We start from the raw sequence: 22,311 nt of genomic DNA, 5'->3' as shown, positions 1-22,311 counted from the left end.
ATCTACCTTTTTGGAACCAGGTTCCTTAAAGCCTGGCATGTCTTTTGTGCTCAAAAAACAGCATCACCCCTTCAACCTGTTGGTTGTGATTGGACTGGTAGGGCACCAAGCGCAAGAGCAGGTCTTCATTTTCAACCTTAACCGGAAAAGCCTCTTCGGCATTCTTTTCTATTGCATTCAAGAGAGCTTGACGAAAATTAGGCAGGTCCAAATTAATGCCCAGAGTAGTAATCGTCTGGCCCAGATCACTGCTGACCAAATCAAAAAACTCAGATGCGCGAGCAGTAAAGCGCTGCACCCTGAGACGATGATCAACCAGAATGATGTTTTCATTCATGTGAGCAAGCATATTCTCAAGGTGGCTATTGGCTTGCTCCAGCTCATAGGTTTTGACTTCCAGTTCTTCATTAACTGTAGAAAGCTCTTCATTGGTTGACTGCAATTCTTCGTTGGCTGTTTGCAGCTCTTCATTCGTTGACTGTAATTCCTCATTGGCCGATTGTAATTCTTCGTTCGTCGATTGCAGCTCTTCATTGGTGGTTTCCAGATCTTCTATAGACGACTGCAAACGTTCCTTGAAGACATTAATTTCCCGTCTCAAATTTTCATTGCTGATCTGGCCTTCTTCACTCAGCAAGCCAGTGCCACTGATAAATGCCTCACTAAGATCAACTTCTGTAAAGGTCAACACATACAACTTGCCGCTTTCTTCCAGTTCAACCTCTTTCATATTCAGAAATAGGGCTTTCTCGGCTTGGTTCTGGTTATAAAAAAGCGCTTGGGTTGAAGCTTGACCTTCTTGCCGCGCTTTTTGTAGCAGAGCACGGGTATCAATTTTCAGCTCATCCCGAATCAGGGACAAAATATTGGTATCTATACGGCCCTGAGGAAAGCTGAGGTACGGACTAACATTACCCCGCAGGTGCATTACCTGACCTTCAGAGTCCAGCACTGCGGCTGTGGGCAACAACTTCTCTATCAGCATGCGATCAATCTGTTCAGCCACATTCTTCTTTTCTTGCGATAAGGCTGGTTGCTGATCATCTTTATGCTTGCGCGATCCCAAGAGGCTAGCGGCACTGCTCGCTTGGTCCCTACGCTTAGAAATACTGGTTTTCTTGCGGACAAAAATCTGGCTTTGCTTTACCAAAGGCTCAAACAGCTCAGGGTCAGCTGCTTCTGACTTGCCAAGGAACAAATAGCCTCGGGAGTTCAGCGCAAAATGGAAGGTCTTGAAGACCTGTTTTTGCAGCTCTGCAGAGAAGTAAATGAGTAGATTGCGGCAACTGATTAAATCCAGGCGTGAAAAGGGTGGGTCCATAATCACATTCTGGCGTGCAAAAACCACCTGATCACGGATTCTCTTCTGAATGAAATACTGGTCACCCTTAAGGGTAAAATATTTCTTCAGCAGCTCGTCAGGCACTTCTTTAACTTGAGACTGACTAAAAATACCCCGTCTTGCTTGGGATAATGCAAACTCATCAATATCTGTAGCGAAAACCTGAAAAGGAACCTCTTTTTGCAAACGAGAACGGGCCTGCTGCAACAAAATGGCAATCGAGTAGGCTTCTTCACCGTTGGCACAGCCAGGAACCCAAATACGTAGCTGATCCTGATCCTCCGTTTCCTCCAGCAGCTTATCCAAAGTAAGAGCCAAGTCTTCAAAGGCCTGTTTATCCCGGAAAAAGGAAGTCACCGAAATCAGTAAGTCCTTGAACAGGCTTTCCACTTCCTTACCAGAAGAAAGAAACAGAGTGACATAGTCATCCAGAGTCACTACCTTGTGAACGGCCATCCGTCTTGCGATGCGCCTCTGGATCGTTTTCATCTTGTAGCCACTAAAGTCATAACCGGTCTGGTCATAGATTCTTTGAAAAATCTTTTCCAGACTGGATTTAACCTTGGGCACTGAGAGCTTACTGAGGGTTTTGCCTGCAGAAACAATAAAATCCTGAATTTCGTGGGCAATTGCAGCCGGTGGCAGGGTTAGGTCAACAAAGCCGGTATCCACCGCAGCTTTGGGCATCCCTGAGTACTTCGCAGTTTCTTCACTTTGGGTAATGACCAAACCGTTGGCTGACTTGATCGCCATAACACCTTCAGAGCCATCCGTTCCTGTTCCGGAAAGAATAACGCCGATGCATTGTTCACCCTGATCTTCAGCCAAACTGGTCATCAGCATACTCGCTGAAGGTTTGGGCCCCACTTCAGCGGCTGGTTTGAGTTGCAATTGCCCTTGTTCAACCAAGGCATTGTGGCCAGGCGAAATAATATAGATCTCACCTGGTTGGGGACGTATATTTTCTTCAACCAGATGAACTGGAAGCCGGGTGCTACGGCTGAGTAGATCTTTTAAAAGCGTTGGATGCTTGGGGTCCAGGTGCTGGGCAATAATAATGGTGGCATTGATATTTGTATCAAAGGCACTCAACAGGTCTTTCAAAGCATCTAGTCCACCTGCCGAGGCACCAACAGCTATCCAGTAGGGTTTCTGACTTTCATTTGCTTCTGAATCTGACAAAACCGTCGACTCATCTGTCATTCGTTCACCCTTTCATAAATATATAAAAAATAAGACTAGCAAACTGCTTTTCAACTTAACAACGAAAAAAACCGCCACTTAGGCGGTTTTGAGCATTATCTTAACTCTAAGTTCAGATAATTCGCTTACGTATGGCCGATGAAACCTGCTCTACTGCGATCACCACTACCAGGATAACCAGAATAATCGTCATCGCCTGATCAAAGCGGAACATGCGCATAGAGGTTGAAAGCTCTACGCCTATCCCCCCCGCACCCACTAGTCCCAAAACCACGGCTGAACGAATGGCTTTTTCAATACTATAGAGACTGGTTGCGGTAATGGAAGCCATGGACTCAGGAATAATGGCTCCAAAAATCACTGACATACGGCCAGCACCCGTTGAGCTTAAAGCTTCGGAAGGGCCGGGACGAATTTCTTCGATGCGCTCCGAAAAAAAGCGCGCGCAAAAACCTATGGTATCCATGATGATTGCCAATATCCCGGCTAAAGGCCCCAGGCCTACCGCCACCACAAAGATCAAGGCCCAAACCAGATCAGGCACAGTACGCAGCGTTGCCACGATCATTCGACTAACCCAGCGCACCACCGCATTCGGCGAGGTATTTCGTGAACAAAGAAGTGCAAAGGGCAGGCTAAGCAAAACTCCGAAAAACACCCCAACAATAGCCATATTCAGGGTTTCCAGCATGGCCCACATAATGGGTTCCAGGCGGCTGGTATTTGGAGGCCAAGCCTGAGCAAAAAAACCACCCAGGTTGTTAACCCCCTGCAGCATGCGGGCACCATTAATATCGGCTGAAGCAAAGCCCTGAATAAAAAAGGCAGCAAAAGTGATGATCACTACCCAGGTAAAAATTGAAGGCGAGGTAAAACGTGCTGGAGCCTTGAAGGCTCCCAAATCTACTTTAGACATGCTATTTATTTCCAATAATCGATCAAGCAGCGGAAGTCTGGAGTTCAGACACGCCCTTCCAGTTTTCAGGGGCATCAACCCGCACCTGACCCCTGTAAAGACCTTCCAGCTCTGCCTTGGTTATCGCGCCTTTGCGAGCATCTATATCCACCTGGCCCGCCTTCATGCCTATAAAGCGTTCACCATACTGAAGGGCAATATCCAGTTGATGCAGAGTGCAGATCACCGTTAAACCCTGCTCTTGCACCACGTCCCAAAGCAGCTCCATTACTTCCTGACCTGATTTGGGGTCCAGGCTGGCAATAGGCTCATCAGCCAAAACAATTTCTGGTTCCTGCATCAGCATGCGGGCAATAGCAACGCGCTGCTGTTGTCCACCCGAAAGCTCTTCAGCTTTACGGTCAGCCTTGTCAGCAAGACTGACTCTTTCCAGACAAGCCATCACCTTTTCGCGCTTTTCCTGGCTGGCAAAAGGCCCCATGCAGCCCAGCAGGCCCCAACGACTGGAACCCAAGGCACCATAGAGAACATTTTGAAAAACACTTAGGTTGCCAACCAGGTTGAATTTTTGAAAAACCACACCCACCTTGTTGCGCATAGCCATCACCTTGCGTCGAGATGCTTTTTGTAGGGATTGATCCTGAATCAGGATTTCTCCCTGATCGGTCGGCGTCAAACCGCAGATAGAACGCATTAAGGTGGATTTGCCACAGCCATTGGCCCCCAGAAGAATGACCCCTTCACCCTTCTGAACTTCAAAATCCAACCCACGAAGCACATGGACCTTGCCAAAACTCTTGTGCAAACCGCTCACTTTAATCTCGGACATTTTCACCTCACTGAATCTTAAAAGGCCCGATCAAGATCGGGCCGCTTGACCTGAATAACGAATTAATTCAGAGGAAAACCAACCAGTGCATAGGCTTCAGTAATCCGGTCATACTCGTCTTCGGTGAGATCATTTACAAAGCGTGAACCAACATATTTACGACGTTCGCCTGGGCCAAGAATCGCATCCATCAAGGCATCGCCATGCTCGTACATCTTCTCGCTGACATAGGCAACACAAGCATCACTGATGCCACCACGGGCAACAAAGATATCGCGCGGCATGGTGTCACTTTCAGCAATGACCCGGTAACGACCATTAGGATCACGCTCTTCAAGGCGGGCGACATCACGCACACCGCTGCCCATGGCATCGACATCACGATTGACCAGGGCTTCAAAGCGAGCACCATCCAGCAAAGAAATGCGCAGGTCGCGATCAATGTCAAAACCGGCTTCATTAAGCATCATTGAGGGGATGATGTGCCCGGTAGTGGAACCAGGGTCTTTCATGGCAATGTGCTTACCACGCAGGTCTTCCAGGCTGTAAATACCACTGTCTTCATGGACGACAAAGGCCGTGCCATATTCGGTACGCTCAATGCCGACCATCATTTTTACATCCTGACGCGCACGCATTACCGCATATTCAGAAGGACCAGCCAGAATCATATCTACCTGCTCAAATTGCAGAGCGTTAACCGTAGCCGTGCGATCACTGACCGGGAAGAATTCGATATTGATATCGAGGATACCGCCCAGCTTTTCCTGAAACTGGTGGTAGGTGCGCACCATTTCTTCCATGCCCTCAATGCCGGTATCGGCAAAACGCAAGGTGGAAGGGCAAGACTGAGGACCCGCCAGCGCCGAAGTGGCAAACAGGGTGGAAACAGCAAAAACGCCAGAGACAAGAGCTTTCAACTTCATCTTTCTACTCCAAGGATTAACAGTTAGTAAAAACAGTGCATCCTTGCAGCAATGTGCTTACCTTGAAGTAGAAAGATGACAGAAGCGTTAAGAAGAATTGACCCGTTAATGACGAAAACGTGAAATAGAGGGTTATTGCCAAAAATAGCGCGCTAGCATCACCAGGCAGACGGTGACCAATAACGGCTTAATCAAACGACTACCACCACGGATTACTGCATGAGTCCCTAACCAAGCGCCTAGCACCTGACCGATCAACATAACCAAGCCTGCCAACCAAAGAACTTGTCCACCGAAAATAAAAACGCCGCAGGCTGCTAAGTTGGTCGCAAAGTTCAACAATTTGGCTCGCACTGTGGCATCGAGCAGGCTATAACCCCTTAAAGCCACTGCTGAGGTTGCAAAAAAGGAGCCGGTTCCGGGGCCAAACATACCGTCATAAAAACCGATCACCGGAACCACTGCTTTACGATACCAGCCTTCACCGATGCGTGGACGCGTGGAGAAATCGCCTGCTTTTGGAGCCAGTAGATAGTAAAAAGCGATACCCGCCAGGACGAGGGGAATCGCCCAATCAAGAAGATCAGGATTAATAAAATGCACAGACCCAGCCCCTAAAGCGGAACCGATCAAGGCAGCCAGAAAAACCCCCCGCATCTCAGACCAAACCAGGAGTTTGCGTCTAAACAAGGTTAAGGAAGCGGTAAAAACCCCAAACACGCTTTGCAGTTTATTTGTCGCCAAGGCTTCCAACGGGGCGGCACCCGCAAGCAACAAAGCAGGAATGGTAATCAAACCACCACCACCGGCAAGAGTATCGATAAAGCCGGCCAGGAAAGCAGCCAAAAACAACCAAGCCAGTATCTCAAACGTGATTTCCAAGGAATTCTCCCCAAAAAAGCCCAAAGCTTAACTCAAAGCAAGCCAGGTGTTTTATAATCTTATAAATTCTTTGGCTTGGAGCTAGATCATGCCTGCTTGGTTATCCCAGTTTTTTATTCGTGATTCCGCAGTAGTAGAACTGATCCATGGGCATCATCATCTGGGTCTTACTCTAGTTTCCATTCTGATTGCAATCATTGCTTCTTACTCGGCTTTAACCCTGGCAGCCGCCGCACGTTCCCGAATGCTTGGCTCTATGCGTCGCCTCCACTTGATATCCGGTGCCCTGGCTTTGGGTGCCGGGGTTTGGGCAATGCACTTCATTGGCATGCTCGCTTTCGAGCTTCCCATTAATATTCACTATGACCCTTTGATCACCGCTTTATCTATGCTACCCAGCCTTCTTGCCGCCTGGATAGCCCTTAATCTTTTGGCTAAAGCCACTTTAACCATCTCTCGCCTTCTCTTGGGTGGGTTAATTGTGGGATTAGGTATTGGCAGCATGCATTACTTGGGTATGGGTGCCATGGTTATGGAGGTTCAGCTTCGCTATGACCCTAGCTGGTTTTTACTTTCCATCGTTATTGCCGCCTTACTGGCTATGCTGGCTTTGTGGATCAGCTTTGGTTTACGGCATTTGCTACTACCAAGCTACCAGATTCGCCTAATCGCTGCGGTAGTGATGGGTTTTGCAATCAGTGGTATGCATTACACTGCCATGCATGCCGCACGCTATGTCGTCATTGAAGGCCAACCCTTAATAAGCAGCCCAGATCACAATAACCAATTTGCATTGGGCTTGACTGTCGCTGGAGTCTCTCTCCTGATTGGAATCCTGATCACTGGTATCAATGCCTTGATCAGATATCGTGAACTCTATCGCAAAAGCCAAGAAACCACCGCCTACCTAGAAGCTATTTTCGATACTGCAGTTGATGGTCTAATCAGCATTTCCGAAAAGGGTAAAATTGAAAGTTACAACAAGGCCGCTGAACGTATTCTCGGTTACCCTGCCTCTGAAATTCTGGGCCGCAATGTTAGCCAGCTAATGCCTGAACCTCACCATAGCCAGCATGATTCTTATCTTGAAAACTATCTGAAAACCGGCCAAGCAAAAATTATTGGTAAAGGCCGTGAGGTGATGGCTTTGCATAAGGATGGCCATGAAGTTCCTATTCGCCTGGCTATTGGTGAATCCCGTGTTGGCAAGACGAGTCACTTTGTCGGTTTTATCACTGATATCAGTGAACGTCATGCCATGGAACAGGCCCTCCAAGAGCGTGAAAAACAATACCGAACCCTGATTGACAATATTCCAGGTGTTACCTTTCGCTGCAGGATTGATGAACACTGGAGTGCCATTTTCATCAGTGAATCCATTGAAGAACTAACCGGCTGGCAGCAAGAAGATTTTCTGAAAGGTCGTATCCATCTAGTCAACTTGATTCATCCTGATGATATGGAACTGGTTAATCAAACCATTGATGACGCTTTAGCAAAACGCCGCTCTTATACTCTGGAATATCGTTTAAAGCATAAACAAGGTCACTACCACTGGGTTTCCGAATCAGCAACTGGGGTTAGGGATGAAGCGGATCAACTGCAATGGATTGATGGCGTTCTGCTTGATATTACCGATGCCAAGAAGCGAAATGCTGAGTTTTCAGCTTTACTCAGAGCGGTTGACGATGCCACAGGGGTTTGTGAGCTGGATGCCTGCGGCCGCATTCGCCGAGCCAATGCAAACTACACCCAAATTCTGGGTTATCAACCCGGTGAGCTGAATGGCACCAACTACCATGAATTAGGCTCGACTGAACCAGCCCAGATTGAAGCTATGCAAGAACTTTGGGACGCGGTTCGCGCTGGTGAACTGGTACAAAGTGAGTGCGCCCGTGTTGGTAAAGATGGCCAAACACGCTGGGTGCGCATTTCACTCTGCCCGGTTCCCAGTCCCATGGATGAAGAGCTAAGAGTTATCGAACTCTGTTCAGACCTAACTCAGCGTCGACAAATGGAAATAGAATTAGTGGATGCCAAGGAAAGAGCTGAAGAGGCCGCCGCTGCCAAAAGTAGCTTTCTGGCCAATATGAGCCATGAAATTCGCACACCCATGAACTCCATCCTGGGCTTCACTGACTTGGTACTGGATACCTCGCTTTCCAAACAACAAAGAGAGCATCTGAACAGTGTTCGCAGCTCGGCTGGCTCTCTACTCAGTCTTCTCAACAGTATCCTCGACACAGCCAAGCTGGACAGCGGCGTCACCGAACTGGAAAATCGGGACTTTTCACTGCTGGATATTTGCAAACAGCTTCAAACCAGCTTTGGCCTGATGGTTTCAAAAAAAGGGCTGACTCTGCATTTAGACTATTCCGAACAGCTTTCCGCATTTTTTAAAGGCGATACCCTAAGAATTCGCCAGATACTGACCAACCTGCTTTCCAATGCCGTCAAATTCACTGAACAGGGTGAAATTCACCTTCATGCCAGGCCGCATGAACGGGGTAAGGGCGTACTTATAGAAGTTAGGGACACAGGTATCGGCATACCTCCAGACCGCCTGGATAAAATTTTTGATCCCTTTGCCCAGGCAGATGCCAGTATGACGCGACGTTTTGGCGGTACAGGCTTGGGCACGACCATTTCCAAACAGTTGGCTGAACTGATGGGTGGCAAGCTGGAAGTAAGCAGTGAGGTGGGAGTCGGTTCCTGCTTCCGCCTCTATCTACCCCTCACACTCGGGCAGCCTACAGATATTGAACAAACCTCTGAGCAGGAGCCTGAATTACCATCTCTCTCCTTGCTTATTGCTGATGATGTTCCCCAAAACCTACAACTGATTCAGACTCTACTGGAAAAAAGAGGGCATCAGGTCACCACAGCAGAAAATGGACGCCAGGCTCTGGAGCTCTGTCAGCAACAGCCTTTTGACTTAGTCCTCATGGATGTACAAATGCCTGAAATGGACGGTCACCAAGCCACCCAGGCTTTACGGGCCTGGGAAAAAGCCCAACACCGGGAACCGCTTCCTGTTATCGCCTTAACAGCCAGTGTGATGGAAGAAGACCGCCGTCTGGCAATAGATGCAGGAATGAACGGCTTTGCCAGCAAACCGCTGATTATTCACCAGCTCTTAAATGAAGTAGCCAGGGTACTGGGCATTAACACCTTACCCACTTCATCGTCTAAAAAATCAACAGACCATCTGATTCTAGACTCTGAAACCGGCCGCCAGCTTTGGGGTAGCCAGCAGGCTCAGGAGAAAGCCATTCAGCGTTTCTTGAAAGAACCCGACCATCAACCCCAAGCACTGGAAAAACTTTTATTGGAAAACCCCCAACGGGCAACAGCAGAAATGCATCGTTTAAAAGGCTTGGTTGCCAATCTCGGTTTACCGCGTTTGGCCAAAACCTTTGCAGAACTGGAGCAAGCCTTAAAGGACAAAAAGCTTCCGGCCTCCCATCGACTCTTTGAAGAATTAGCCGCTTGCCAGCAGGCCCTCAGCCAAGCTGATGCACAGGAAGAGGCTATGCTAGAATCATCCAAAACGGACACTTCGGCTAACAGACCAGAACTGGGAGCGGCTGATCACCAAGCCTTAACTCAGCTGATTCAGCTGTATCAACAGGGTGAAACCGCCAGCGCGCATCTGGAAGCCTTGGCCACTCACTTACCTGGCAAACTAGTGAACGAAGTGCGCCAGTTGATTGAAGAGTTCGAACTTGAAAAAGCAGCTGAATGTCTGCTGAATTACCAACAAGAAGTTTTCCAACAAGAGGCTGATCATGACTGATCAAAAAACCCTACTCCTCGTAGATGACGAGCCTGTTAACCTGCAAGTGCTTAAAAATATTCTTGAAGCAGACTATCGTCTTCTTTTTGCAAGATCCGGTGAACGTGCACTGCAGCTGGCACAGCAAGAAGAACCCGACCTTATTTTGCTGGATGTCATGATGCCTGGACTTTCCGGTCATGATGTTTGCCAGCAACTCAAAGCAAATGAACAAACGGCAGCTCTTCCCGTTATCTTCGTCACGGCTCTATCCGATGCAGAAAATGAATCCTTTGGTTTTGAACTGGGAGCCGTGGATTATTTAACCAAGCCCGTTAGCCCCCCGGTGGTTAAGGCCAGAGTTAAAAACCACCTTTCTCTGGTCCGTCTTGAAGAGCTTAAAAAAACCCGCCTGGCCGTCGTCCAGCGTCTCGGACGAGCAGCTGAATACAAGGACAATGAAACTGGCCTGCATGTCATTCGGATGAGCCTTTACTCTCAGGTACTGGCGCATCACCTGGGATTCAGTGAAAAGGATGCTGAAGAATTACTCAATGCAGCGCCCATGCATGATGTTGGCAAAATAGGCATACCTGACTCGATACTTCGCAAACCCGGCAAGCTGGATGCAGAAGAATGGGAAGTCATGAAAACCCACACTCAAATTGGCGCGGAAATCATCGGTGAAGATGGCTCCAGGCTGCTGCAACTGGCCCACAGTATAGCTTTACACCATCATGAAAAATGGGATGGCAGCGGCTACCCACAGGGCTTAAAAGGTGAAGCCATTCCGCTGGAAGCGCGTATTGTCGCTCTGGCTGATGTCTTTGATGCCCTAACTTCAGAACGGCCCTACAAAAAAGCCTGGACGGTAGAAGCTGCCTTAGACCTGATTCAACAAGAAACCGGCAAGCATTTTGACCCCAGGATTGTCGAAGCCTTCAACAACTGTCTGCCGACAATTTTGGAAATCCGTGACCAGTGGCAGGAAACCCGCTCAGACTCCTAAGAAGAGTCATCATTCTGTCATCAAGAACAGCCAGTCTGAAATCACCCTGACATCTAGGAGATCTGTTCATGGTGAGACTGGAAAAGAAAGCAACCCGCCTCTATGTTCTTGATACGAACGTCCTTCTGCATGACCCCTCAGCCCACATGACAGAATGGCAAGCTGGTGGCTCAATGATGACGGGTTGATGAAATGCCTTGTCACAGAAGCTTAAGGATTTAGTCGCCTGACTGTCATCCGAGTTTTGCACACTGCAAGCCAAGTAAACAACAGGATTTAATGATGCGCTTGGCTATGATTACCGAAACCTTTCTTCCCGATATCAATGGCGTCAGCAAGACGCTAGGCCAGCTTTGTCGTGGTCTGATCAGTAAGGGAGTTGAAGTGGATCTGGTTTGGCCAGGAGTCACCGATGCCAGCTTTGCCGGACTTTCCAGCTGGCAGGCGGCAGGGCATCAACTCCCCGGTTATAACACGCTGAAGTTCGGCTGGAAGCTACCGGGTCGAACCAAAAATTACTGGCGCGGCCATCCACCTGATATTTTTTATATCGCCACCGAAGGGCCCTTGGGCCTGGATGCACTGCGCTATGCAAGACGCAGGAAGATTCCGGTGATTACTGGTTTTCATACCAATTTTGACCAGTATTTACAGCATTACCGGCTGGGCTGGCTGAAAAAGCCCCTGCAGGCCTATCTGAAAGCTTTTCATAAAGCGTCCCATCTGACCCTCACACCGTCTTATCAACAGCAGCAGGAATTAATTCAACAGGGTTTTGGAGAAGTCGACCTTCTGGGGCGTGGCGTTGATACTCAGCTATTTCATCCGGATAGGCGTAGCTTGAGCTTTCGAAAAGAACTCGGCGTTGCTGAAGAAGACCTTTTGGTCGGCTATGTGGGCCGACTTGCCGGTGAAAAAAACCTTCCTTTGTTGCTTAAGAGCTTTGCAGCCATTGAAAAAAATCATCCCAGAGCCCGCTTACTCTTAGTTGGCGAAGGCCCTTGGGAAACTGAAATCAGTAAGCACTGTCCTTCAGCCATTCAAGTCGGCTGCCAACAGGGCGAGGCACTTGCCAACTTCTACGCCAACCTGGACTTGTTTCTCTTCCCCAGTCTGACAGAGACCTACGGCAATGTGGTTGCTGAAGCGCTAGCCAGTGGTCTGCCTGTTGTGGCTTTCGATCGCGCCGCTGCCAGGGAATTGATTCGTAATGGGCAAAGCGGCTGGCTGGTCAGTCTTGATGAAGGTGAGTCTGGGTTTGTGAATGCCTCCTTGCGTATGGCTGAGGAGGAGCACCTGCGTTTAGTAACCGGTCGCTTGGCTTTCCAGAGCATGCAACAGCGTGGCTGGGAAGAAGTAATTGAGCGTTTTTATCAGCTATTGATGGCTAACCTGCAAGGGGGAAGAACCCATGAGTATAAAACACAACCCACCGCTAGAACGCCCCAGTTGGATCGTAAAATGTGAACGCCTGGATTTGGAATTGGGTCGCTGGCTAAATTTTTGCAGTGTTTGGCCACTGGTCTGTCAGCCCTTCCGCTTGATTAGTCGCCTGGGAGATGGCTTGATCTGGTATACAGTGTTCTTGCTGTTACCCTTGATGTTTGGTTGGGCGGGCCTAATGCTGACTTTGCAACTGGCGGTCAGCGGCCTCTTTTGCACCTGGATTTATTTGCTACTCAAGCGTTCAACCAGTCGCCTGAGACCTTGTGATGCCAGTGATGCGATTCAGGCCAGGATGCCACCACTTGATAAGTACAGCTTTCCTTCTGGTCATACCCTGCATGCCGTTGCCTTTTCAACACTCCTAATCGCCGCCCTGCCTTCCCTGGCTCCTTGGTTACTTGGCTTTACTCTACTAATTGCCTTATCCCGCTTGGTATTGGGTCTGCATTATCCTTCCGATGTCCTGGTTGGTGCTCTCTTGGGCTGGCTGCTGGCACGCTTGAGTCTGGCCATTCATCTGCCACTACCCCTATGAGAAAACCGCATCGACTTCAGCCAAGTGCTTTTTCTTATCGGCTTCACTCAGCCAGGAGCCGGCAAAAGCATTGCGTGCCAGCTGATGCAGGTGTTCACGGGTCAGAGGAAGTTGGTCAATCACAGCCCGGTAGTTATCCATCATATAGCCGCCAAAATAAGCGGGATCATCCGAGTTAACCGTTGCCTTGAGCCCTTTCTCCAACATGGTGACCAGGGGGTGGTCCTGCATCGAATCAACAACACAAAGTTTTAAGTTGGAAAGCGGGCAAACCGTCAGCGTTTGACCTGTAGCGACCAAACGTTGAACCAGGGCGTCATCCTCCAGCGCACGGTTACCATGATCAATCCGATCCACCTCTAACTGATCCAGAGCTTGCCAGACATACTCAGGAGGACCTTCCTCACCGGCATGAACAGTAATGGGTTTACCCAGCTTCTTGCATTCAGCAAAAACCCGCGCAAATTTTTCCGGTGGATGCCCCTTTTCCGAAGAATCAAGACCAAAGCCATCCAGCTGGTTCAGGTAGGGCCGGGCCAACTGCAAGGTTTCTAAAGCACTCTCTTCTGACAAGTGCCTTAGGAACGACAGAATCAAGCGATAGCTAATTCCCAGGGTCGCCTTACCGGCTTCCAAAGCACCATGAATACCAGCCAACTGAATACTCAGAGGAACGCCTCTTTCCAAATGCGCCTGGGGGTCAAAAAAGATCTCAACATGAACAACTCTGTCCTCGTGCACACGCTTTAAATAGGCCCAGGTCAGATCATAAAAATCATCTTCGGTCAGAAGTACCGACATACCCGCATAGTAAACATCCAGAAACTCCTGCAGATTGTTGAAAGAATAAGCCGCTTTCAGTTCATCAACACTGGCATAGTTCAGCCGCACATTATTTCGCTTAGCCAGTTTGAAGACCAATTCAGGCTCAAGGCTACCTTCAATATGCAAATGCAGTTCGGCCTTGGGCATTTTTTCGGCAAGTTCTAGCAATTCGGATTTCATAAGCACCTCAAAATTCTTATTGGCGAGCTTGACGGGGATTAGGCGGCTCCACCGACAGGGTCGAACGCCAGGGGTTAATATCTAGCCCTCCACGGCGCAAATAGCGTGCATAGACGGTCAGTTGCTGGCATTGGCATAAACGCAAAAGATCAACGAAGATTTCTTCAACACAGTGTTCGTGAAAGTCGCCCTTTTCACGGTACGAAATCAAATAGGCCAGCAGAGATTCAGGATCAATTTTTGGACCCTTGTAATGAATTTGAACACTGGCCCAATCCGGCTGCCCGGTAACCGGACAGTTGGATTTAAGCAAATGACTAACCAGGGTTTCTTCAACCACCTCATCACTGGTCACCTTCAACAGCTCAGGTGCCGGGGTATAATGGTTCACTTCAATATCCAAATCATCCAGACACTCACCTTCCAAAGGGCGAACAGGAAGACCGTAATCAGCCGGATGCAGGATGACTTGAACTTCGCTGCCTGAGGCCTGGGAGAGGTCCTGAGTCAGTCTCGCCAAAACCTCTTCCTCACTGGCAAAGCGGGTCAGGTTAAACGAGTTCAAATAGAGCTTGAAGGATTTGGATTCAATGATATGACTGGACGTTGCAGGAAAATGAAATTCCGCCAGACGCACCAACGGCTTGCCCTTGCTGTTAAGCCAGGAAAGCTCATAGGCATTCCAGATATCGACACCCTGGAAAGGCAGCTTGCCAGCACTTAGGCCCAGGCTGCTGCGGCCTTGCTGACGAGGTAGGGGGTATAATACTTCTGAAGTATACTGATTGATATACTGAGTTTCTTTGCCCAAGGGCGAGGTTTCTACTCTGGGTGAATGCATGACCGAAGAACCTGAACCGAAAACAAATGAAGCTTGAGGATAACATTTTAAAGCATGTATTACGGTGAAAAATTCAATGCCTGGACCCACCTGATTGGTGCTTGTCTGGCACTCATTGGTGCTCTGGTTCTGATCGTCCTGGCCGCACTGCAAGCAGATCCCTGGAAGGTGACCAGCGTGACCATCTATGGTACTGCCCTCTTTATCCTTTACATCAGCTCCACCCTCTATCACAGCCTAAGAGGCCCGATTAAAAAGCTGCTGCAAAAGCTTGATCACCTTTCCATCTATTTGCTCATTGCCGGTAGCTACACCCCTTTTTGCCTGGTCACCCTTCGCGGACCCTGGGGTTGGACGCTGTTTGGTATTGTCTGGGGATTGGCCATAGCTGGAATGCTACAAGAGATCAAACCCCGATCCGAAGCCCGGGTGCTTTCCATAGTCATTTACGCCGTGATGGGCTGGATTGTTTTGGTTGCCGTTAAACCCCTGATTGAAGCCTTGGGCATGGCTGGGTTTGCACTACTTACGGCAGGTGGGCTTTTTTATACTCTGGGCATTATCTTTTATGCCTTTGACGACCGCTTCCTGCATTGGCACGGCATCTGGCATCTCTTTGTGATGGCCGGCAGCTTGCTGCACTACCTGGCCATCCTTTTTTATGTTCTTTGAGAATTAAGGAAAGAACACAAACTTAACGACAAACAAAGCAGCCAAAACATAAACACTAATGCTGACCTGCTTGCCCTGGCCCGAAAAGAGCTTGATAGCCGCATAGCTGACAAAAGCCAATGCAATGCCGTGGGCAATCGAAAAAGTCAGTGGCATGGTCAAGGCTGCAATCAATACCGGAGCCGCTTCAGAGACATCTTCCCAGTCGACTTTGGAAAGGCTGCCCGTCATCAACACAGCGACATACAAAAGAGCGCCAGCAGTTGCATAGGCAGGAATAGAGCCAGCCAGAGGAGCAAAAAACAGACTGACCAGGAAAAGGCCTGCAACTACAACAGCGGTCAGACCGGTACGTCCACCGGCTGCTACACCCGAAGCACTTTCAATATAGCTGGTGGTTGAAGAAGTACCCAGAGCCGAGCCGATAACCGTTGCAGAAGAATCCGCCAGCAAGGCCTTCTTAATACGGGGCAGTTTGCCGTCTTTATCCAGAAGCTTGCCACGCTCAGCCACACCAATCAGAGTCCCGGAAGTATCAAAGAGGTCAACAAACAGAAAAGCAAAGATGACACTAATCATCGCCACTTCAAAAGCACCGGCAATATCCATTGCCATAAAAGTAGGTGCTATCGAAGGCGGCATGGAAACCACGCCACCGAACTCATTGTGGCCTAACAGCATCGCCACCAGGGTGACACCCAAAATCCCCAGCATGACCGCACCAGTAACCTTCATGTAGGCCAGGGCAGCAATCACGAAAAAGCCCATAAAGCCGTAAATGGCTGCGGGGTTCGATAAATCACCCAGGGTAACCAGAGTGGCCGGATGCTCAACGACTATGCCTGCATTTTTCAAGGCAATGATTGCCAAAAACAAGCCAATACCTGCTGCTATGCCCAGCTTCAGCGAGGAAGGAATGGAGTTGATCACCCATTCACGAATCTTGAAGATACTAATCAGTACGAAGAGCACGCCTGACAGGAAAATAGCCCCTAGAGCCACCTCCCAGGAATACCCCATTCCCAAAACCACACCATAAGTAAAAAAGGCATTCAGGCCCATTCCTGGTGCAAGAGCGATGGGGTAATTGGCCCACAGCCCCATGATTAGACAGCCAATAGCCGCTGCCAGGCAGGTAGCGACAAAAACCGCGCCCTGGTCCATACCTGTTTGAGCCAGCATGGTAGGGTTAACGAAGATAATATAGGCCATGGTCAGGAAGGTGGTAACCCCGGCCAAAACCTCTGTCTTCACGGAAGTTTGATGAGCAGTAAGTTGAAAGAGGCGTTCAAGCATCGCATTAGACCTTTGCTAAATGAAGCGGGCATTTTAACGGCCAGCCAGAGATGAGCAACCCCGACCGACGAAAAGTTTAAGCTGTTAATTAAAGCAATTAGTGTGCCATGGCTTGCCACCTACCTATTCCAGCCCTTCTGGTGTATCCTTGGATGTTATTTTTTAGACCTTCAGACTTCAAGGCACCAGACAACCTATGGATAAGCAGAAGACTCCCTCGATCCCTGATTACCAACCCAGTCAATTGGAAAAAACCGCTCAGGTTTTTTGGGAAAAGAACAAGTGTTTCAAGGCTGTGGAAGATGCCAGCAAAGAAAAGTTCTACTGCCTGTCAATGTTCCCCTACCCCAGCGGCAAGCTGCATATGGGCCATGTTCGCAACTACACCATTGGCGATGTCATTAGTCGTTTCCAACGCCTGCAGGGTAAAAACGTTATGCAACCCATGGGCTGGGATGCCTTTGGCCTACCCGCTGAAAATGCCGCCATGAAAAACAAGGTAGCGCCAGGTAAATGGACTTACGAAAATATTGATTACATGCGGGGTCAGCTCAAAGCACTCGGTTTCGCTTATGATTGGGACCGCGAATTTGCGACCTGTGATGCTTCCTACTACAAGTGGGAGCAGTGGTTCTTCACCAAGTTGGTCGAAAAAGGGCTGGTTTACAAGAAAAACGCCGTGGTCAACTGGGACCCAGTGGATCAGACCGTACTGGCCAATGAGCAGGTCATTGAAGGGCGTGGCTGGCGTTCCGGTGCTCAAGTGGAACGCAAGGAAATTCCCCAGTGGTTTTTGAAAATCACCGACTATGCTGATGAACTACTGAAAGACCTGGATACAGTAGACTGGCCCGAACAGGTCAAAACCATGCAGCGCAACTGGATTGGCAAATCCCGCGGTGTGGAAATGACCTTTGGCCTGACTGATCAAGCTGCGACTGTCCTGCCTGAAGGCCTGCGTGTTTATACCACCCGCCCCGACACCCTCTATGGTGCCACCTATGTTGCTGTAGCAGCCAGTCATCCACTGGCCAAAGCCGCCGCCAAAGACCAACCTGAACTGGCCGGCTTTCTAGAAGAATGCGCCCAGGGCGGCACCTCTGAAGCCGAACTAGCCGTCATGGAAAAGAAAGGCATGGCAACCGGCTTTACAGCTGTACACCCACTAACGGGTCGCCAAGTGCCCATTTGGGTCGCCAACTTTGTCTTAATGGAGTACGGCACAGGTGCGGTTATGGCTGTGCCTGCGCATGACCAACGTGACTGGGAATTTGCCAGCAAATACGGTATTCCCATCGAACAAGTTATCGAGCCCATGAATGGTGAAGACTGTGATATCAGCAAAGAAGCCTTTGTGGAAAAAGGCAAGCTGGTCAATTCTTCTCAATTTGATGGCCTGGAATTTGAAGCGGCTTTCAATGCTATTGCCGGTGAGCTGGAACGCCAGGGCAAGGGTGAAATCAAAACCAACTTCCGCCTGCGTGACTGGGGTGTTTCCCGCCAGCGCTATTGGGGTGCACCCATCCCGGTAGAAAATGGCCCTGCGGGTGAAACCCGCCCGGTCAAAGATGAAGACCTGCCTGTTGCCCTGCCGATGGAAGTGGAGTTTGATGCCAGTGGCGGCTCTCCCATCAAAAAAATGCCCGCTTTTTATGAACTGGGTGATGGCTGGGAAAGGGAAACCGACACCTTTGATACCTTCATGGAATCCAGCTGGTATTTTGCCCGCTTCTGCTGTGCTGACAATGATGAAGCCATGCTTGATGAGCGCGCCAACTACTGGCTACCCGTTGACTATTATATCGGCGGTATCGAACATGCCATCCTGCACCTGCTTTATGCGCGCTTCTTCCACAAGCTAATGCGTGATTTTGGGCTGGTCAACTCCGATGAGCCTTTCAAGCGCCTGCTCACTCAGGGCATGGTCGTGGCTGAAACCTACTACCGTAACAATCCCGATGGCAGCAAGGACTGGTTCAACCCGGCTGATGTTGAAGTGGAAAAAGACACCAAAGGCCGCGCCGTTAAAGCGACCCTGATCAGCGACAACCAACCCGTGGAAATTGGCGGCATCGAAAAGATGTCCAAATCCAAAAACAACGGTGTTGATCCCCAATCCATGATCGACCTCTATGGTGCCGACACCGTACGCCTCTTCATGATGTTTGCGGCACCGCCCGAGCAATCCCTGGAATGGTCTGATTCCGGTGTTGAAGGGGCCAATCGCTTCCTGAAACGCTTCTGGCGCCTGACACACCAGCATCTACTGGCCGGTCAACCAGGCGACCTGGATACAGCTCAACTCAATGAAGAGCAAAAAGACCTGCGCCGCAAAACCCATGAGACCATTCAAAAAGTCACCGATGACATGGCACGACGGATCACCTTCAACACTGCTATTGCTGCGATGATGGAGCTGAGCAATAGCCTGAGCCGCTTTGATGCCTCCGATACCCTCAGCCTTGCCGTAGCCCGTGAAGCCTATGAAGCTCTGGTAGTGATGCTCTCTCCCATTGCCCCCCACACCTGCCATCAACTCTGGTTAGATCTGGGCAAGGAAGGCAATGTGATCCAAGCCCCCTGGCCTCAGTTCGACAAGAGTGCTCTAACGCGTGACTCCATCGAAATGGCAGTCTCAGTGAATGGCAAGGTGCGCGCCCAACTCTCGGTTCCTGCCGATGCCGACAAAGAAAGCATCGAAAAGCAAGCCTTGGCCGATGAAAAGGTACAAAAGCATCTGGAAGGCAAGAGCCTGCGCAAGGTCATCGTCGTGCCCGGCAAACTGGTTAACCTGGTGGTTGGCTAAAATGCTTCATGCCTGGCGTGAACATCCAGCACTCAGGCTTGCCCTGGTGCTGGCTCTGGTGGTCTTCATCAGTGCCTGTGGCTTTCGTCTGCGCGGCTATATTCAGCTGCCAGCAGAATTCCAGCCTTTGCACATCCAGGCTTCAGGCCCAGCTCGAAACCTAAGCCAAACACTAACACGCCAACTGGAGCAGTCAGGCATAGAACTGACCAGCTCCACAGCGCAAGCCCGCCTTCGCCTGGAACTGTCCAATCTGGAGAGCAGTGAGCGCCAGGTTATTTTTGGTGTCGTTGAAGAATATGAAATGGAACTCAGCGTTAAGGCCACAGCCCGTGATGCTGAGGGTGAACCCCTGTTTACTGATGAAGAATTTCGTGCCCAGCGCCAATATAGCTATGATTCAGATAACGACACGCTTCTGGCCAGGGATAGCCTGAGAAGAGAGCTTCGCGAAGCCATGGAAAGCGACCTAATTCGTCAATTAACACTTCGCATTCAGGCTCTGGAAGAGCGCCATGAAAGCAACCCCTGACAAACTGCCCGGCCTTCTCCAGAAAAAACTACCCCCGGTCATTTGGGTTAGTGGTGACGAACCCCTGCAACTGCTGGAAACCACAGACCTTATCCGGCGTCGTGCCCGAGAAACCGGCATTGAAGAAAGGGAAGTTCAAGAAGCTGGCGCCAACTTTGCCTGGAAACAACTAATTGAAGCCAGTGCCAGCCTGTCGCTCTTTGGTGGCAGTAAACTGGTTGAAATCCGCATGGCCAGCAATAAGCCAGGTAAAGAAGGCAGTGAAGTCATCCAGCAACTTTGTAAAGAAGCTGCCAACACCCCAGACATTCTCCTATTTACCAGCCCAAAACTGGATGCTGCCCAGCAAAAAAGTGCTTGGTACAAGGCGCTGGATCAAGTAGGACTTCATGTTGCTATCTGGCCAATAGAAGCTTCACGCCTGCCAGCCTGGATCAATCAGCGCTTTCAGCAGGCCGGAATTCAGGTTGATTCAGCCGCAGTTCAGCTACTCACTGAAAAAGTCGAAGGCAACCTCCTGGCTGCCAGCCAGGAAATTGAAAAACTGCGTCTATTTGTTGAACCCGGCCAGCTACTCACAGCCGACCAGCTCATCAACCTAATTGAAGACGCCAGCCGCTACAGCCTGTTTGACTTGGCCGACGCCTGCCTGGAAGGCAAAGCTGACCGAGCCGTAAAAATTCTTTATGGCCTTCAAGCTGAAGGAACTGAAGCACCCTTACTGCTTTGGGCACTGACCCGTGAAATTCGTCAAACCGGCAAACTCCTGCATCACCTCAAAGAAGGCCTGCCCTTTGACAGCATTTGCAAACAGCTAGCCATCTGGGACAGACGCAAACCCCTCTACCGCAAAGCCAGCCAGCGCCTGAAGCTTAAACAAACCCACCAACTCCTCTTGCTTGCCGAACAAGCCGACCAGGCCATCAAAGGCTCCGGAGAGCCGCTTAATGAGCTAATCCTAAAACTGGTGATTGGATTTGCCAAGAACCCCAACTAATCAACCAGCTGAATACTAGCTAGCGTTTTGGTACTTCTAGAAAATCAAGCAGATCACCTATGAGTAATCTTTCCATAAAAAAAGCCCTGATTTTTTTAATCAGGGCTTTTAAATTCTGGCGGAGGAGGAGGGATTCGAACCCTCGATACGTTGCCGTATACACACTTTCCAGGCGTGCGCCTTCGACCACTCGGCCACTCCTCCGTACAAGTGCGGCGTATACTACTGACTGACCTGAAAAAATGCAACCCAAACAAGCAGTTTTTTTAGCTCAGCTCTTGCCCAAGGCGACATAGGTTCCTTGATAAGTGAAGGCTATCCTACCCTGTTGACGTGCTTCTATGTGTAATTGAATGCTGCTACGTCCCTTTTCTGCATAGCTTTCCAGAAAGCGTTGAGGCTGGCCTTCTTCTTCGCACCAGCAGAGCATTTCAAAGTCTTCTGTAAGGGGTGCCGTAAAACGGTTGCTGGATTCCTTAACCACCACTGGGCAGCGTTGGCTGGTTGCATCCAGCAGCAGGGTGACATAACACCAGCCTAATAAGGTTGCCAAACCAGCGACCCCACCGCCAAAGCCCGTACCCTTATCATTCACCAGGGAAGCCAGCTCCAGTTCCGCGACCAGTGCCTTTTCCTGCCATTGTAAGCTTTTGATCCCCATGTGATCGGTTAAGGGAATAGCGGTTTTCAACCAGGGCAAAAAGTTGGAATCTATCTGCTGCATCAAGTCCATTTCTCAACAAACTCCTCAAGCGAGTGTTCAGGCAGAGGTTTCTTGCGACCGGCCAGGCTGCCCAAATATATGAAACCGACCAACTCATCCTGCTTGTTCAGACCCAGCTTTTCTTTAACCAAGGGATCAAAACAAACCCAACCTGAGCGCCACATACCGGCAAAGCCTTCTGCTTCGGCTGCCAATAGCAAGCCATGCGCCGCACAGCCCGCAGAAAGTAGCTGTTCACTGGCTGGCACCTTGGGGTGCTCCTGAATTTTTGCAACCACGGCAATAACCATAGGTGCTCTCAACGGCTGTTTAGCCATCTTGTTTTGAACTTCAATATCAACACCTGGATTACGGACCAACTCTGCTTCCACAAAGATTTTACCCAGGCGCTCACGGCCTTCGCCAGAGAATTCAATAAAATGCCAGGGACGCAGGTCAGCATGGTCAGGAGCACGCAAAGCAGCCTGGTAAATACGCCCCAAAGCTGAGCCCTGAGGGGCCGGGTCAATCAGCTTGGGATGTGAGTTTCGGTTTAACAAGAGTTCGATTGCTTGCATAAAGTAACTCCAGGTTTG

General features: G+C 49.7%; 18 protein-coding genes and 1 tRNA gene. 8 read left to right on the top strand and 11 right to left on the bottom strand.

What is annotated here, in order from left to right; genetic code table 11:
- Positions 1-25 precede the first annotated feature (25 nt).
- From BM185_RS00285 to BM185_RS00265, 5 genes are all read right to left on the bottom strand, one after another.
- A complete protein-coding gene (locus BM185_RS00285; protein WP_091957621.1) occupies positions 26-2,545 on the bottom strand; it encodes a chemotaxis protein CheB in 2,520 nt (839 codons plus the stop codon).
- A gap of 112 nt (positions 2,546-2,657) precedes the next feature.
- Entirely contained in the window at positions 2,658-3,461 is an 804-nt protein-coding gene (phnE, locus tag BM185_RS00280; RefSeq protein ID WP_091957619.1) for a phosphonate ABC transporter, permease protein PhnE, read from the bottom strand.
- Between the two features lie 22 nt (positions 3,462-3,483).
- Entirely contained in the window at positions 3,484-4,290 is an 807-nt protein-coding gene (locus BM185_RS00275; RefSeq protein ID WP_091957615.1) for a phosphonate ABC transporter ATP-binding protein, read from the bottom strand.
- Between the two features lie 62 nt (positions 4,291-4,352).
- The gene (locus BM185_RS00270) at positions 4,353-5,216 is read right to left on the bottom strand and encodes a phosphate/phosphite/phosphonate ABC transporter substrate-binding protein (protein WP_091957613.1); all 864 of its coding nucleotides are present in this window, start codon (positions 5,214-5,216) and stop codon (positions 4,353-4,355) included.
- A 132-nt stretch (positions 5,217-5,348) separates the two neighbouring features.
- Positions 5,349-6,098 (bottom strand): TSUP family transporter, encoded by a 750-nt coding sequence (locus tag BM185_RS00265; protein WP_091957610.1) that lies wholly within the window; start codon positions 6,096-6,098, stop codon positions 5,349-5,351.
- An 88-nt stretch (positions 6,099-6,186) separates the two neighbouring features.
- Here BM185_RS00265 and BM185_RS00260 point away from each other — a divergent pair, with 88 nt between their 5' ends.
- From BM185_RS00260 to BM185_RS00245, 4 genes are all read left to right on the top strand, one after another.
- Positions 6,187-9,894, top strand: a complete 3,708-nt coding sequence (locus BM185_RS00260) for a PAS domain S-box protein (RefSeq protein ID WP_091957607.1) — start codon at positions 6,187-6,189, stop codon at positions 9,892-9,894.
- Positions 9,887-10,882, top strand: a complete 996-nt coding sequence (locus BM185_RS00255; RefSeq protein WP_091957605.1) for a response regulator — start codon at positions 9,887-9,889, stop codon at positions 10,880-10,882. The genes BM185_RS00260 and BM185_RS00255 overlap by 8 nt, the downstream gene beginning before the upstream one ends.
- 279 nt (positions 10,883-11,161) lie before the next feature.
- Positions 11,162-12,349: a glycosyltransferase family 4 protein gene (locus tag BM185_RS00250; protein ID WP_091957602.1), complete on the top strand. Its 1,188-nt coding sequence runs from the start codon at positions 11,162-11,164 to the stop codon at positions 12,347-12,349.
- Positions 12,294-12,863: a phosphatase PAP2 family protein gene (locus BM185_RS00245; RefSeq protein WP_091957600.1), complete on the top strand. Its 570-nt coding sequence runs from the start codon at positions 12,294-12,296 to the stop codon at positions 12,861-12,863. Before BM185_RS00250 ends, BM185_RS00245 begins: the two co-directional genes overlap by 56 nt.
- On the opposite strand, the gene BM185_RS00240 is transcribed toward BM185_RS00245, so the two are convergent.
- Positions 12,858-13,868 (bottom strand): adenosine deaminase, encoded by a 1,011-nt coding sequence (locus BM185_RS00240; protein WP_091957597.1) that lies wholly within the window; start codon positions 13,866-13,868, stop codon positions 12,858-12,860. The two genes, BM185_RS00245 and BM185_RS00240, sit on opposite strands and share 6 nt — an antisense overlap.
- 16 nt (positions 13,869-13,884) lie before the next feature.
- Positions 13,885-14,709 carry an NADPH-dependent 7-cyano-7-deazaguanine reductase QueF gene (queF, locus tag BM185_RS00235; RefSeq protein WP_091957594.1) on the bottom strand — a complete coding sequence of 275 codons (825 nt, stop codon included), beginning with the start codon at positions 14,707-14,709 and terminating at the stop codon, positions 13,885-13,887.
- Between the two features lie 54 nt (positions 14,710-14,763).
- Between queF and trhA the strand changes: the two genes are divergently transcribed.
- Entirely contained in the window at positions 14,764-15,381 is a 618-nt protein-coding gene (gene trhA, locus BM185_RS00230) for a PAQR family membrane homeostasis protein TrhA (protein ID WP_091957591.1), read from the top strand.
- A 3-nt stretch (positions 15,382-15,384) separates the two neighbouring features.
- On the opposite strand, the gene BM185_RS00225 is transcribed toward trhA, so the two are convergent.
- A complete protein-coding gene (locus BM185_RS00225; protein ID WP_091957590.1) occupies positions 15,385-16,677 on the bottom strand; it encodes an NCS2 family permease in 1,293 nt (430 codons plus the stop codon).
- 196 nt (positions 16,678-16,873) lie between these two features.
- On the opposite strand from BM185_RS00225, the gene leuS reads away from it, so the two are divergent.
- Genes leuS through holA form a run of 3 tightly spaced genes read left to right on the top strand, consistent with a single transcriptional unit; the run spans position 16,874 to position 21,012 of the window.
- Complete coding sequence (gene leuS, locus BM185_RS00220) at positions 16,874-19,483, top strand: leucine--tRNA ligase (protein ID WP_091957587.1); 2,610 nt, start codon at positions 16,874-16,876, stop codon at positions 19,481-19,483.
- Between the two features lies 1 nt (position 19,484).
- Entirely contained in the window at positions 19,485-20,015 is a 531-nt protein-coding gene (locus BM185_RS00215) for an LPS-assembly lipoprotein LptE (protein WP_177203418.1), read from the top strand.
- The gene (holA, locus tag BM185_RS00210; RefSeq protein WP_091957582.1) at positions 19,999-21,012 is read left to right on the top strand and encodes a DNA polymerase III subunit delta; all 1,014 of its coding nucleotides are present in this window, start codon (positions 19,999-20,001) and stop codon (positions 21,010-21,012) included. Before BM185_RS00215 ends, holA begins: the two co-directional genes overlap by 17 nt.
- Positions 21,013-21,128: 116 nt before the next feature.
- On the opposite strand, the gene BM185_RS00205 is transcribed toward holA, so the two are convergent.
- From BM185_RS00205 to BM185_RS00195, 3 genes are all read right to left on the bottom strand, one after another.
- Positions 21,129-21,216 (bottom strand) — tRNA-Ser (locus BM185_RS00205).
- Between the two features lie 67 nt (positions 21,217-21,283).
- A complete protein-coding gene (locus BM185_RS00200) occupies positions 21,284-21,745 on the bottom strand; it encodes a YiiD C-terminal domain-containing protein (RefSeq protein WP_091957580.1) in 462 nt (153 codons plus the stop codon).
- Complete coding sequence (locus BM185_RS00195; RefSeq protein WP_091957578.1) at positions 21,736-22,293, bottom strand: nitroreductase family protein; 558 nt, start codon at positions 22,291-22,293, stop codon at positions 21,736-21,738. The genes BM185_RS00200 and BM185_RS00195 overlap by 10 nt, the downstream gene beginning before the upstream one ends.
- Positions 22,294-22,311 lie beyond the last annotated feature (18 nt).

Origin of the sequence: Marinospirillum celere (assembly GCF_900112235.1) — a bacterium.
Classification (GTDB): Bacteria; Pseudomonadota; Gammaproteobacteria; order Pseudomonadales; family Halomonadaceae; genus Marinospirillum; species Marinospirillum celere.
Note: the sequence above shows the minus strand (reverse complement) of the source record. Positions and strands in the feature narration are given on the sequence as shown.